The organism is Streptomyces sp. AP-93 (assembly GCF_022808175.1).
GTDB lineage: Bacteria > Actinomycetota > Actinomycetes > Streptomycetales > Streptomycetaceae > Streptomyces.
In genome coordinates, this window is record NZ_JALGBX010000018.1 from 80325 (window position 1) to 94490 (window position 14166).

Annotated in this window: 9 protein-coding genes; 7 read left to right on the forward strand and 2 right to left on the reverse strand. The window is 70.0% G+C overall.

Translation table 11 applies throughout. From position 1 onward, the window contains the following. Positions 1–199: 199 nt before the first annotated feature. A complete protein-coding gene (locus MTF69_RS27220; protein ID WP_243338753.1) occupies positions 200–1879 on the reverse strand; it encodes a PucR family transcriptional regulator ligand-binding domain-containing protein in 1680 nt (559 codons plus the stop codon). 254 nt (positions 1880–2133) lie between these two features. On the opposite strand from MTF69_RS27220, the gene MTF69_RS27225 reads away from it, so the two are divergent. From MTF69_RS27225 to MTF69_RS27255, 7 genes are all read left to right on the forward strand, one after another. Beyond that, complete coding sequence (locus MTF69_RS27225; RefSeq protein WP_243338754.1) at positions 2134–3030, forward strand: xanthine dehydrogenase family protein subunit M; 897 nt, start codon at positions 2134–2136, stop codon at positions 3028–3030. A 2-nt stretch (positions 3031–3032) separates the two neighbouring features. Beyond that, positions 3033–3641 carry a (2Fe-2S)-binding protein gene (locus tag MTF69_RS27230; RefSeq protein WP_243338761.1) on the forward strand — a complete coding sequence of 203 codons (609 nt, stop codon included), beginning with the start codon at positions 3033–3035 and terminating at the stop codon, positions 3639–3641. Between the two features lie 2 nt (positions 3642–3643). After that, positions 3644–6049 (forward strand): xanthine dehydrogenase family protein molybdopterin-binding subunit, encoded by a 2406-nt coding sequence (locus tag MTF69_RS27235; RefSeq protein ID WP_243338768.1) that lies wholly within the window; start codon positions 3644–3646, stop codon positions 6047–6049. Positions 6050–6420: 371 nt separating this feature from the next. Then, positions 6421–7884, forward strand: coding sequence for an NCS2 family permease (locus MTF69_RS27240; RefSeq protein WP_243338770.1), 1464 nt, complete (start codon positions 6421–6423; stop codon positions 7882–7884). 82 nt (positions 7885–7966) lie between these two features. Further along, positions 7967–9130, forward strand: a complete 1164-nt coding sequence (locus tag MTF69_RS27245; protein ID WP_243338771.1) for an XdhC family protein — start codon at positions 7967–7969, stop codon at positions 9128–9130. A gap of 128 nt (positions 9131–9258) precedes the next feature. Next, positions 9259–10548, forward strand: coding sequence for a YncE family protein (locus MTF69_RS27250; protein WP_243338772.1), 1290 nt, complete (start codon positions 9259–9261; stop codon positions 10546–10548). Between the two features lie 95 nt (positions 10549–10643). Then, positions 10644–11888 (forward strand): GNAT family N-acetyltransferase, encoded by a 1245-nt coding sequence (locus tag MTF69_RS27255; RefSeq protein ID WP_243338774.1) that lies wholly within the window; start codon positions 10644–10646, stop codon positions 11886–11888. 13 nt (positions 11889–11901) lie between these two features. On the opposite strand, the gene MTF69_RS27260 is transcribed toward MTF69_RS27255, so the two are convergent. Further along, positions 11902–14130 carry a germacradienol/geosmin synthase gene (locus MTF69_RS27260; protein WP_243338775.1) on the reverse strand — a complete coding sequence of 743 codons (2229 nt, stop codon included), beginning with the start codon at positions 14128–14130 and terminating at the stop codon, positions 11902–11904. Between the last annotated feature and the right edge of the window lie 36 nt (positions 14131–14166).

Below are 14166 nucleotides of genomic sequence, written 5' to 3' on the forward strand. Positions count from 1 at the left end.
ATTGCCCTCCCCAAAGCAACCAAGCAGCACGTCGTTGAGCCCTGGGGCGAAATGAGAGCACGGATCGGCAGGTTCGGCCAAGGGGTCGGGTGAACTCTTTCACAAAGTCCGGACGGATCATCAGCCGCCCCCAACCGGCCCCGGACGGGAGCCCGGTCGGTCCCGACCGGCCCCCCGGCCGGTCAGGCGGTGGATCTTCTCAGCTCATCCGCAGTGCCAGGAAGAAGTCGAGCTTGTCCTCCAGCCGGGAAAGATCCCGCGCCGTCAACTGCTCGATTCGCCCGACCCGGTACCTCAGCGTGTTGACGTGGAGGTGCAGCCGGGTCGCGCAGCGGGTCCACGAGCCGTCGCAGTCCAGGAAGGCCTCGAGGGTGGGGATGAGCTCCGCCCGGTGGCGGCGGTCGTAGTCCCGCAGCGGGTCCAGCAGCCGGGCCGTGAAGGCGCGGCGGACGTCGTCCGGGACGAAGGGGAGCAACAGGACGTGCGAGGCCAGCTCGTGGTGGCCGGCCGCGCAGACCCGGCCCGGGCGGGCCGCCGCGACCCGGCGGGCGTGCCGGGCCTCTTCCAGGGCCCCGCGGAGCCCCTCGGCGGAGGACACGGCCGCGCTGACGCCCAGGGTGAGCCGGCCGTCGTCGGCGAGTCCGGCCGCCAGGGGGTCCCGTACGGACGCGAGCAGCGTTTCCGCGTGCAGGGCGGTGTCGGGGCCCTTCTCCTCGCCGGGCTCCCCGGCGGGCGCGGGCAGCGGTACGAGGGCGATCGCCTCGTCCCCGGCGTGCGCGACGGCGATCCGGTCCGAGGGTTCGGGACCGGAGACGGAGGGGTCTACGAGGATTTCCTCCAGCAGCGACTGGGCTACGGGGCCGCCCGCGATGTCACCGCCGTCCCAGTCCACCCGGGCCACGACGACCTGCCAGTGCGGGGCGGTGCCCAGGCCGGGCAGGAGGACCGGCGCGGCCACCCGCAGGCGGGCGGCGATCTCGGCGGGCGGAGCGCCCGTCTGGACCAGCTCCAGGACTTCCTGGGCGAGGCGGCGGCGCACCGTACGGGCCGCGTCGCGGCGGTCCCGCTCGACCGCGATGAGCTGGGTGACGCCCTGGAGCAGGTCGAGCCGCTCGGCCGGCCAGTCGCCGGCGTCGGCCTCGACGGCCAGCAGCCAGTCGGAGAGCACGCTCTCGCGGACGTCGCGGGCCGCCGGACCTGCGGCGCCGCGCCCGTGTCCCCTGATCGGGAAGAGGGAGTAGGTAATACCCTGGAGGGAGATCCGGTGCGGTCCTCTGCGGCCCGTCCGGACCGCCGCGAGGTGCTCGCTCGCCAGTGCCGCGCAGATGCCCGGCGCCAGCGGCTCGCCCGCCCCGGCGATCTGCCGGCCGGTGGGGGAGAGCACCCAGGCCCGGAGATCGAGGTCCGTGGTGAGCAGATCGAGCACCACATCGGGTCCGCCACCGGCGGGACCGGAGGTCATGAGCCGCCGATGGCGGTCCACGACGGCCGCGAGGTCGCCGGCACGCTCTCCCGACACCTGCCGCACCACGTACTCGGTGATGGTGGCGAATGCAACGTCTTCGTTTACAGCGAACAACGGCAGACGGTTGCGCAGACACGCCGAGACGAGGTCGTCGGGAATGTCACCCAGCTCGGCCTCGCCGGCCGCGAGCCCGGCCACGCCGGCGCTCGCGAGGATTCGTACGAACGGCTCGGAGTCGGCTGAATTTCGTCTCCATGCCAGGCCAGTGAGGACTAGCTCCCCTCCGGATAGGTATCGGCTGGGATCCCTCAGGTCGGTCGTCATGACCCCGCGGACCGTCCGGTCGAGTTCTTCCTCGCCGCCCAGCAGCCGCAGCCCCAGCGCCTCGGTTTCCAGCAGTGCGCGCAGCCGCATGATGTCGCCGCCGATCTGTCTCGAATGTTGCCGTTGGAAATCGGGCAGGTCGTCGCATCCTGCCTTTCATACGAATCTACAAGACGAGGGAGGTCCCCAGCCAACTCCTTCATGGTTTCGGTGACTGCACCCGGGGGACACGCGGCCGGTGTACTGAGTCCACACCGCGTTAACAGCACGTGAACGACCAGTCGAGGGCCCAACGGCCTCCTGGCTTGAAGTGAACGACCCGATTAAGAAGAAGAGAGCCGCACATGGACTTCCTTCGCCCCGCCAGCTGGGAGGAGGCGCTCGCCGCTAAGGCCGAGTTCCCCACAGCTGTGCCGATTGCGGGTGGCACCGATGTGATGGTCGAGATCAACTTCGACCACCGTCGGCCGGAGTACCTCCTGGACCTGAACCGCATCGGTCTCCTGCGGGAGTGGGAGGTCGGCGAGGACGTGGTACGTCTGGGCGCCTCCGTCCCGTACACGCAGATCATGGAGAACCTCCGCACGGAGCTTCCGGGACTCGCGCTCGCCTCGCACACGGTCGCGTCCCCGCAGATCCGTAACCGCGGCGGTGTCGGCGGCAACCTCGGTTGCGCATCGCCGGCCGGCGACTCCCACCCCGCGCTGCTCGCGGCGGGTGCCGAGGTCGAGGTGGAGTCCGTACGCGGATCCCGCCTGATCCCGATCGACGAGTTCTACACCGGCGTCAAGCGCAACGCGCTGGCCGCCGACGAGCTCATCAAGACCGTCCACGTCAAGAAGGCGGACGGCCCCCAGCAGTACTCCAAGGTCGGCTCCCGCAACGCGATGGTCATCGCCGTCTGCGCGTTCGGCCTGGCGCTGCACCCCGAGACCCGCACGGTCCGTACCGGTATCGGTTCGGCCGCGCCGACCCCGATCCGGGCGAAGGCCGCCGAGGAGTTCCTCAACGCCGCGCTCGAAGAGGGCGGCTTCTGGGAGTCCGGCAACGTCATCACCCCGTCGATCGCCAAGCAGTTCGGTGACCTCGCCTCGGGCGCGGCCAACCCGATCGACGACGTCCGCGGCACGGCGAAGTACCGCCGCCACGCGGTCGGCATCATGGCTCGCCGCCAGCTCGTCTGGACGTGGGAGCAGTACCGCGGTTCGAACAACGGCCGCTCGCTTGAAGGGGCTGCGTAATCATGCGCGTCAATTTCACTGTCAACGGCCGTCAGCAGGAAGCCGACGACGTCTGGGAGGGCGAGTCCCTTCTCTACGTCCTGCGCGAGCGCCTGGGCCTGCCCGGTTCGAAGAACGCCTGTGAGCAGGGCGAGTGCGGTTCCTGCACCGTCCGTCTCGACGGCGTGCCGGTCTGTTCCTGCCTGGTCGCGGCCGGTCAGGTCGAGGGCCGCGACGTCGTGACCGTCGAGGGCCTGGCGGAGTTCGCCAAGCAGCGCGACGAGCACGGCCACGGCGGTGCCTGCGGCACCGGCGGCGGCTGCGGCAGCAAGGGCGGCGTCACCCTGGACGCGGCCAAGCAGTGGCAGGCCAAGCCGGGCGACTCGCAGACCGGTGAGGGCGTCGAGCTCTCCACCATCCAGCAGGCGTTCATCGACGCCGGCGCCGTCCAGTGCGGTTTCTGCACCCCGGGCCTCCTGGTCCAGGCGGACGCGCTGCTGGAGGAGAACCCCTCCCCGTCCGACCAGGACATCCGTGAGTCCCTGTCCGGCAACCTCTGCCGCTGCACGGGCTACGAGAAGATCCTCGACGCGGTCCGCCTCGCGGCCGCCCGTCAGTCTGAGGCGGTCTGACCATGGCCCAGAACACGCGCACGGTCCCGGCGGGCACGCCGACCAACGTCACGCAGAAGCACACCAAGGGCGGCATCGGCGAGTCCACGCTGCGCCCGGACGGCACCCTCAAGGTGACCGGTGAGTTCGCGTACTCCTCGGACATGTGGCACGAGGACATGCTGTGGGGCCAGACGCTCCGCAGCACCGTGGCCCACGCCGAGATCGTCTCGATCGACATCTCCGAGGCCCTGGCGATGCCGGGTGTCTACTCGGTGCTGACGTACGACGACCTGCCGGCCGAGATGAAGAACTACGGCCTCGAGATCCAGGACACCCCGGTTCTCGCCCACGGCCGGGTCCGTCACCACGGTGAGCCGGTCGCCCTCGTGGCCGCCGACCACCCGGAGACCGCCCGCCGCGCGGCCGCCAAGATCAAGATCGACTACCGTGAGCTGCCGCTCGTCACGGACGAGGCCTCCGCCCTCGCCGAGGGCGCGCCGCTGATCCACGAGGGCCGCGACGACCACCACATCGGTCACGTCCCGCACCCGAACATCGTGCACCGCCAGCCGATCATCCGCGGCAACGTGGAAGAGGCCCGCAAGCGCGCCGACGTCATCGTCGAGGGCGAGTACACCTTCGGCATGCAGGACCAGGCCTTCCTCGGCCCGGAGTCCGGTCTGGCCGTACCGTCCGAGGACGGCGGTGTCGAGCTCTACGTCGCCACCCAGTGGCTGCACTCGGACCTCCAGCAGATCGCCCCGGTCCTGGGCCTGCCGCCGGAGAAGGTCCGCATGACGCTCTCGGGCGTCGGCGGCGCGTTCGGTGGCCGTGAAGACATCTCGATGCAGATCCACGCCTGCCTGCTGGCCCTGGCCACGCAGAAGCCGGTCAAGATCGTCTACAACCGCTTCGAGTCCTTCTTCGGCCACGTGCACCGTCACCCGGCGAAGCTGTACTACGAGCACGGCGCCACCAAGGACGGCAAGCTCACGCACATGAAGTGCAAGATCGTCCTGGACGGCGGCGCGTACGCGTCCGCTTCCCCGGCGGTCGTGGGCAACGCCTCCTCCCTCTCGGTCGGTCCGTACGTCCTGGAGGACGTGGACATCGAGGCGATCGCGCTCTACACGAACAACCCGCCCTGTGGCGCGATGCGCGGCTTCGGCGCCGTCCAGGCCTGCTTCGCCTACGAGGCCCAGATGGACAAGCTCGCGGCGAAGCTGGGCATGGACCCGGTCGAGTTCCGCCAGCTCAACGCCATGGAGCAGGGCACGATCATGCCCACCGGCCAGGTCGTGGACGCTCCGGCGCCCGTCGCCGAGCTGCTGCGCCGGGTCAAGGCCCGTCCGCTGCCGCCGGAGCGCCAGTGGGAGTCCGCCGGCGAGAGCGCGGACGTCCGCGCGCTGCCCGGTGGTCTGTCGAACACCACCCACGGTGAAGGCGTCGTCCGCGGCGTCGGCTACGCGGTCGGCATCAAGAACGTCGGCTTCTCCGAGGGCTTCGACGACTACTCCACCGCCCGCGTGACCCTCGAGGTCATCAACGGCGAGGCCGTCGCGATGGTCCACACGGCCATGGCGGAGGTCGGCCAGGGCGGTATCACCGTCCACGCGCAGATCGCCCGTACCGAGCTGGGTGTCACGCAGGTGACCATCCACCCGGCCGACACCCAGGTCGGCTCCGCCGGTTCCACGTCCGCCTCGCGGCAGACGTACATGACCGGTGGCGCGGTGAAGAACACCTGTGAGGCCGTCCGCGAGGCGGTCCTGGAGATCGGCCGGCGCAAGAACGGCTCGTACCACCCCGCGTGGGCGACCGCCGAGCTGCTCCTCGAAGGCGGCAAGGTCGTCACCGATGGCGGAGAGGTCCTCGCGGACATCGCCGACATCCTCGAGGGCGAGGACGCGATCGACATCGAGCTCGAGTTCCGTCACGCCCCGACCGAGCCCTTCGACCTGGTCACCGGCCAGGGCAACGGCCACGTCCAGTACACCTTCGCCGCGCACCGCGCGGTCGTCGAGGTGGACACCGAGCTCGGCCTCGTCAAGGTCGTCGAGCTGGCGACCGCCCAGGACGTCGGCAAGGCGCTGAACATGCTCTCCGTGGTCGGCCAGATCCAGGGTGGTACCACCCAGGGCCTGGGCGTCGCGATCATGGAAGAGATCATCGTGGACCCGAAGACCGCGAAGGTGCGCAACCCCTCCTTCACGGACTACCTGATCCCCACCATCCTCGACACCCCGACCATCCCGGTCGACGTCCTGGAGCTCGCCGACCCGAAGGCCCCGTACGGCCTGCGCGGTATGGGCGAGGCCCCGACCCTCTCGTCCACCCCGGCCGTCATCGCGGCGATCCGGGCGGCGACCGGTCTGGAGATCAACAAGACGCCGATCCGTCCGGAACTGCTCACCGGCACCCTCTAGGACGGCGTGGTCCGGGGGCCGCGAGGCCCCCGGACCCCCCCCAGATTTCCGGGCGGTGTGACACGGGAACGTCACACTTCCAGTCGCACCGCCCGGAGCACAGAAGTCCGGAGTCATCAGTACCGCACCGCTCGCGGTCAGTTTCACCGGAAGTACCCCCCAGTAGTACCCCCCGGTGCACCGCCTACCCCAGGTGACACCAGGAGTACCAGCCGTACCGCAGAACCCTCGCAGTACCCGCAGTACACGCAGTGCACAATGTGCGTCGCCTCGGGCCGTCACCCCGGGTCGTGCAGCCAAACGCGTTTTCCCAAATCCCGTGTCTCCAATCTTTATGCGGGTGCCCCTTTGAACCTTGGGAGTTAGGCACCATGACCCAGTCCTCTGTGGAGCCCAAGACCAGTGCGGAGGGAGCCGGAGACGGCTCTTCTACTCCCGCTGGACAGTCTTGGCTCGACCGGTACTTTCACATCAGCAAGCGCGGATCCAAGGTCGGCAACGAGGTTCGTGGCGGTATCACGACCTTCATGGCCATGGCCTACATCCTCCTGCTGAACCCCCTGCTCCTTTCGGGCAAGGACGTCGCGGGCGACACGATGGCCGCCTCGGCGATCATCACCGCCACGGCGTTCGCCGCAGCCGTCACGACGCTCCTCATGGGCTTCGTCGGCAAGGTCCCGCTCGCGCTCGCCGCCGGTCTCTCCGTGTCCGGCGTGCTGGCCTCGCAGGTAGCCCCCCAGATGACCTGGCCGCAGGCCATGGGCATGTGCGTGGTCTACGGCGTCGTGATCTGTCTCCTGGTCGTCACCGGCCTCCGCGAGATGATCATGAACGCGATCCCCCTCGCGCTCAAGCACGCCATCACCATGGGCATCGGCCTCTTCGTCGCCCTGATCGGCTTCGTGAAGGCGGGCTTCGTCGGCAACGGCGGGGAGTTCATGCCCCCCGTCCAGCTCGGTGCGACCGGTGAACTCTCCGGTTGGCCCGTCCTGCTCTTCGCCGTCACCCTGATCGCCATCTTCATGCTCCAGGCGCGGAAGATCCCCGGCGCGATCCTGATCGGCATCGTCGGCGGCACGGTCCTCGCCGCGATCCTCAACGCCATCGTGGACATCGACCCGAAGGCCTGGAAGAACGGCGCCCCGGAGCTCACCGGCTCCGCGGTCTCGGCGCCGGACTTCTCCCTCTTCGGTGACGTCTCCTTCGGCGGCTGGGGCGACGTCGGCTACATGACGGTCGGCATGATCGTCTTCACCCTGGTGCTCGCCGGCTTCTTCGACGCGATGGCCACCATCATCGGCGTCGGCACCGAGGCCAAGCTCGCCGACGACAAGGGCCGCATGCCGGGCCTGTCCAAGGCGCTGTTCATCGACGGTGCCGGTGGCGCCATCGGTGGCGTCGCGGGTGGCTCCGGCCAGACCGTGTTCGTCGAGTCCGCCACCGGCGTCGGTGAGGGTGCCCGCACAGGCCTCGCCTCCGTCGTCACCGGCCTCTTCTTCGCCGCTTGCCTCTTCTTCACCCCGATCACGCAGATCGTCCCGGGTGAGGTCGCCTCCGCGGCCCTCGTCGTCATCGGCGCGATGATGATGCAGAACGCCCGCCACGTGGACTGGGCCGACAGCTCGACCGCGATCCCGGTCTTCCTGACCGTCGTGGTCATGCCCTTCACCTACTCGATCACCGCCGGTGTCGCCGCGGGTGTCATCTCCTTCGTCGCCATCAAGGTCGCTCAGGGCAAGGCGCGCGAGATCGGTGCCTTCATGTGGGCGCTGACCGGAATCTTCCTGGTCTTCTTCGCGCTCCACCCGATCGAGGGCTGGCTCGGGGTCAGCTGACCCCGGCTGATCCGATCAGTACCAAAAGCCGCACCCTCCACGTATCCGATACTGGAATCTGAACCCCTCCGAGGAGGCCCCCATGCTGGATATCGCCGAAGAACTGAACCGGTGGGTCGAGCAGGGACGTGACTTCGCCGTCGCCACGGTCGTGGCGGTCGGCGGGAGCGCACCCAGGCAGCCCGGAGCGGCCCTCGCCGTCGACAGTGACGGCACGGCCATCGGTTCGGTCTCCGGTGGATGCGTGGAGGGTGCGGTGTACGAGCTGTGCCAGCAGGCGCTGGAGGACGGCGAGACCGTCCAGGAGCGCTTCGGGTACAGCGATGACGATGCCTTCGCCGTCGGTCTGACCTGCGGCGGAATCATCGACATCCTCGTGACCCCGGTCCCCGTGGGCTCTCCCGCACGGGAGGTGTTCGCGGCCTCGCTGGCCGCCGCCGCCCGCGGGGAGGCGGCGGCGGTCGCCCGGATCGCCGAGGGCCCGGCCGAGCTCATGGGCCGCGCCGTACTCGTCCGGGGCGAAGGCTCCTACGAGGGCGGGTTCGGCGGTCACCCCGAGCTGGACCGCGCCATCGCCGACGAGGCGCGGGCCATGCTCGATGCCGGCAAGACCGGTGTGCTGGAGATCGGCGCCGACGGCCGCCTCTGCGGAGAGCCGCTCAAGGTGCTCGTCGAGTCCAGCGTCCCGCCGCCGCGGATGATCGTCTTCGGGGCCATCGACTTCGCCTCCGCCCTGGTGCGGATCGGCAAGTTCCTCGGCTACCGGGTGACGCTGTGCGACGCCCGGCCCGTCTTCGCCACGAAGAAGCGTTTCCCCGAAGCGGACGAGATCGTGGTCGACTGGCCGCACCGCTACCTTGAGGAGCAGTCCTCCGCCGGTACGGTCGACGGCCGGACGGTCCTCTGCGTCCTCACGCACGACGCCAAGTTCGATGTCCCGCTCCTCGAACTGGCCCTCAAACTTCCCGTCGCCTACGTCGGCGCCATGGGCTCCCGCCGCACCCACGAGGACCGCAACAAGCGGCTCCGCGAGGTCGGTGTGACCGAGCTCGAACTGGCCCGGCTGCGCTCCCCGATCGGCCTGGACCTCGGGGCCCGTTCCCCGGAGGAGACCGCGCTGTCCATCGCCGCCGAGATCGTCGCCAACCGGCGCGGCGGCACCGGCGTGGCCCTGACCGGCGCGCACATCCCGATCCACCCGGACGTCGCGAACACGGTGATCAGCAGGATCGGTTCCGTCGCTTGAAGAGGTGACGAGCTCTAGCTTTCTGGCGCGGTGCGGAAAGGGCGCAACCCCGTGGGGGTTGCGCCCTTTCGTTGTTCCACCTATCTTACCGGCCGGTAACAGCGTCTCCCCGTAACGGAGTTGACCGGATGTTCGCCAGTCGATCGAGTAACCATCGCGCCTTGTCGGCCGTGGCGGCCGTGGCCGCGCTGGCGCTGGCCGCCCTCGTGGCCGGTCCCGCGCCCGCGGTGGGCGCCGGATTCGCGGCGGGCACCGGGGCCGCCGGCTCCGGCCCGCGCGAGGTCCTGTTCGTGGGAAACAACTGGGAGGGCACCGCCGACGTCCTCGCCTCCACCGGGAACCTGGCCAAGGTGGGCCGGATCAACATGATCCCGGACAAGCAGGAGCGGCTCCGGGAGATCTACCTCAACCCGGTGAAACTCGCCTACTTCCTGGGCGTCCGGGCCACCGCGGGCGAGGGCCACGACCAGTTCGTGGACGACATGTACACCACCCCGGACGGTTCCGCGGTCGTCGCCTCCCGCCCCAGCTTCGCGGACGTCGTCTCCATCGACGTCCGCACCGGCCGGGTCAACTGGCGCTTTCCCGTGGCCGGTTACCGGGCCGACCACATGGCGGTCTCCCCGGACGGCACCCGCGTGGCGGTCTCGGCCTCCACCGCCAACACCGTGCACGTCCTCGACATCGCGACCGGCCGGCAGGCCGGCTCCTTCGCCACCGGCGACAAGCCGCACGAGAACACCTTCACCCAGGGCGGCCGCTTCCTGTGGAACAGCTCCATCGGTGACGTGACCTCGGCCCTCGACGCGCCCTGGCTGGACTGGACGAAGGGGGACCGCAGGATCACGGTCGCCGACGCGCAGACCCTCCGCCCGGTCCGGGTGATCGACATGCGGGCCCGCCTGGACGCATTCGGGCGCTCCGACCTGTCCGACGCGGTACGGCCCATGTCCTTCGCCCCGGACGAGTCGCAGCTGTACTTCCAGGTCTCCTTCTTCAACGGCTTCGTCGAGTACGACGTGGCCGCCGACCGGATCACCCGGATCAAGACCCTCCCCGAGAACCCCGCCACCAGCACCGACCGCACCACGTGGGTCAACGACTCCCGGCACCACGGCATGTCCATGAGCCCGGACGGGTCCAAGCTGTGCGTCGCGGGGACCATGGACGACTACGTGACCGTCGTGGACCGGGCCACCCTGGAGCAAGGTCCGCTCGTACCCGCCGCCAAGCCGTACTGGGCCACGGTCGACGGCGACGGCTCCGGCTGCGTGATCTCCGAGAGCGGCGCCGACCAGGTCACGGCCATCGACTTCGCGACCGGCACCAAGCGGGTGTCCGTACCCGTCGGCGACCACCCGCAGCGGATCCGCCTCGGACGCGTCCCGGCAGGCTGGACGGGGCCCGCGGCGCGCTGACCCGTAGCCGGCCGGGGCGGGAATGCACCCGGCCGTGGCGGGAATCCGCCCCTTATGAAGTGACTGGTCCGCCATGACCGATTAGTCTCCGGATCATGGTGGAGATCCGCGAGGTGCCCGAGTTCGACATCGACCGTGCTCTGGAGCTCGCGTACCTGGTCTTCCACGACCGCCCCGAGAAGGAGGTGCGCGAGCGGCACCGCGAACTGCTCGGCCACTGCCTGCGGATCGGGGCCTACGACGGCGACGCGATCGTCGGCTTCATGGCCGCGCACGCGTTCCGGCTCTCGGTGCCAGGGGCGGACCTGTCCTGTCCCGGGCTCACCTTCGTCTCCGTCGCCCCCACCCACCGCCGGCGCGGCGTGCTGACCGCCCTGATGGACGAGATGCTGCGGCGGGCGGGGGCGGCCGGCAGCCCCGTCGCGGCACTGTGGGCCTCCGAGGCCGCCATCTACGGGCGCTTCGGCTACGGCGGCGCCACCCAGGGCGCCACCATCGAGATCGACTCCACCCGGCCGCTGGCCCTGCGCATCGAGCCGGACCGGCGGCCGCTGCGGCTGGTCGCCACCGCGGACCCCGAGGACGCCGTCGCCGTCGTCGGCCCGTACCACGAGGCGGCCCGCGCGGTCCGGGCCGGGCGGCCCACCCGCAGCGACCGGCGCTGGACCGAGGAGTGGCTCACCGAGCAGGACGAGGAGGACGAGGAGCTCAGCCCGCCGCGGATCGTCGTCCTGGGGGAGCCGGGCGAGCCGATCGCGGGCTACGTCCTCTACCGCACGAAGCCGGGGGAGGACTCCGGGGGCGTACGGACCCCGGGCCTGGTCCGGGTCGACGAGCTGGAGGCCGACACCCCGGAGGCCGCCGCCGCGCTGTGGCAGTGCCTGGCCTCCCTCGACCTCACCGGCCGGGTCATCGCGTGGGGCCGGCCGGCCGACGACCCGCTGCTGCACTTCGCCGCCGACCGGGACCAGGTCCGGGTCACCTCCGTGTTCCCGGCGCTGTGGCTGCGGCTGGTCGACGTGGCGGCGGCACTGACCGGGCGCGCGTGGGCCGCGCCCGTGGAACTCGTACTGGAGCTGACCGACGTACGGCTGCCCGCGAACGCGGGGCGGTTCCTCCTGAAGGCCGGACCGGACGGGGCGGCGTACGAGCCCGCCCCGGGCCGGGCCCCGGACCTGTCCCTGGACGTACGGGAGCTCGCGGCCTGCTACCTCGGCGGGACCCGGGCCGTCGAACTGGTCGCGGCCGCACTGGTGGTGGAGCACACGTCCGGCGCGGCGGCGGCCCTGGACGCGGGGCTGCGCACCGCGCTGCTCCCGCATACGGCGGACGAGTTCTGAAGGGCTCGGCAGCTCAGCGGGCGGGCAGGGAGATCCGGGCCGCCGACATGCCGAAGCCGGGGCTCAGGACGCCGGTGGAGATCCCGTCACCCAGCCGGTGAAGGTCCTCCTCGCGGTAACGCTTCACCTTCTGGTGCCAGTTGAGGATTCCGGCGAGCCAGTCCTGCAACTCGCCGACATAGCTGTCGAGTCCCGCCCGGGCTCCCTCGTCCAGCTTCCAGTCCTCGTAGAGCAGCGGCAGTTGGGAGGCGATGATGTGCTCGAACTCCTCGGTGCGCTGCGTCATCAGCGAGTGGCAGATGTGCAGGGCCTCCGCGTAGCCGATGTCGAAGAAGTTGCGGGTCACGAGCACGTAGTTGTGCACCTCGCCCTCGACTTCCACCTCCTTTTGGTACGAGAAGATGTCGTTCATCAGGCAGGCGGCGTCGGCGACCGCGTTCTCCAGGGAGCGGATGGTGCCGGAGGCGTAGATCTCGGGAGGGATGCCCCGGCCTGCCTGGCCGAGTCGGCACAGGTACGTGGTGAGGTAGGTGCCGAAGGTGTAGCGGCGCATCTCGGCGTAGTCCACCGGGTCCGGGATGCGGTTCTGGATCTGGTTCTCCACCTCCCACAGCCAGCTCTCCAGCATGCCCACGAGCGTGGCCCGGAACTCCGTGCGCATGTCGGGGCCCATGTCGCGGCTGGTGCGCACCCACAGGTCGCCCAGCGAGCGCTCCATCGCGATCGCCGGCGTCGCCTGTTCGGCGTGGTCCACCGGGATCATGGCGATGAGCCGGGCCGTGGCGGCCTTGGCGGCGGCCAGGTTCTTGGCCTGCGCGAAGACCAGCGGATAGTAGTCGTCGGCGTACGTACCCCAGGTCAGCCAGAGGGCGTTGAGGGTCAGGGCCTCGGGGGTGGCGTCGGGGTCGATGCCGGCCGAGCAGAGCGCGAAGTCGTAGCCGCGCAGCTTCTCCTCGTTCCAGATCGTCGAGCCGGGGTCGCCGGGCTGTGGGTGGAGGAGGCCCATCTCCCGGGACCACTCGATGGATTCCTCGCGCGCGCGGATGTGGTGGGGGCTGAGGGTGAGCGGGAACGGCATGTAGATGTCCGGGACGACGGACGGGCCAGTGCGCTCGAAGGGGGCGTGGGTGAAGGAGCGCCGGCGCAGTTCCATGGCGCGGGGGGCGAGGATGGAGCGGAGGTCGAGCGCGGTGGTGCCCAGGCCCGTGGGCATGAACGGCAGGGTGAGCGGCGCGGTGGCCCGGGCCTCCTTGTTCATGTAGCGGCTGGAGACCATGTGCCACTCGTGGCCGCCGGACTGCCAGTCCTGGAGCCCCTTGGCGTAGGCGAGGACGGCGGCGATCTCCGCCGGGTTCATGGCGTGGTCGGCGAAGAGCTGGGGGAGTTCGGCGAGGGCGGTCTGCTCGAACTGCTGGAGCCGGGAGGTGAGGAGGTCGTTGGAGGCCTCGGCGGCCTCCTGGGTGGTGCAGCCGAGGAAGGTCTCCAGCACCAGGATGGCGTTGGAGAGTTCGCCCTCATCGGAGACCTCGCGCTGGTAGGAGAAGATGTCGTTCCTGATGTGCACGGCGTCGGAGAAGGCGTCGCGCAGCACGCCGAGGGGGCGGGAGTGCGCGACGCGCGCCGGGACCTCCGCGGAAACGAACTCGATGAGCCCGGCCGACCAGGGGGCGCCGCCGACCTTGCGGCGCATCTCGATGTATTCGAGGGGGTTGGAGACCCGTCCGATGTTGATGTTGGCGAGTTCCCACATCGACTCGTCGAGCAGGTTCTTGGTGGACAGGGAGAACCGTTCCCGCCAGTCCATCGACATGGCCGGGACGGTACGGGCCCACAGGTCGGCGAGTCCTGCCTCGACGGGGTTGGTGGCCTCGGGGAACCCGTCGAAGGAGGGGCCCAGGTCCATCGGCATGAAGGCGCCGAGCCGGTCGAGGTAGGCCTTGGCGCCCGCACGGTCCTGGGAGCGCTTGAACATCTCCAGGAAGTGGTCGTCGAAGAAGAACACCCACACGTACCAGTCGGTGACCAGGGACAGCGCCTCGCTGCCGCAGTCGGGGTGGGTGTAGGAGCAGAGCAGGGCGTAGTCGTGCGAGTCGAGGTCGCTCTCCTCCCAGACGCCGGAACCTTCCAGCATCCCGAAGTCGCGGGCCCACTTCTTGGTGTGGACCCTGGCGTCCTCCAGGTGGGGGTTCAGTCGCGCCGGATAAGGCACATAGAAATCCGGCAGTTGAAACGGCTGCGTCACGGCAGGGTGGGCCTTTCATCTGACTGTCTCGTTGGT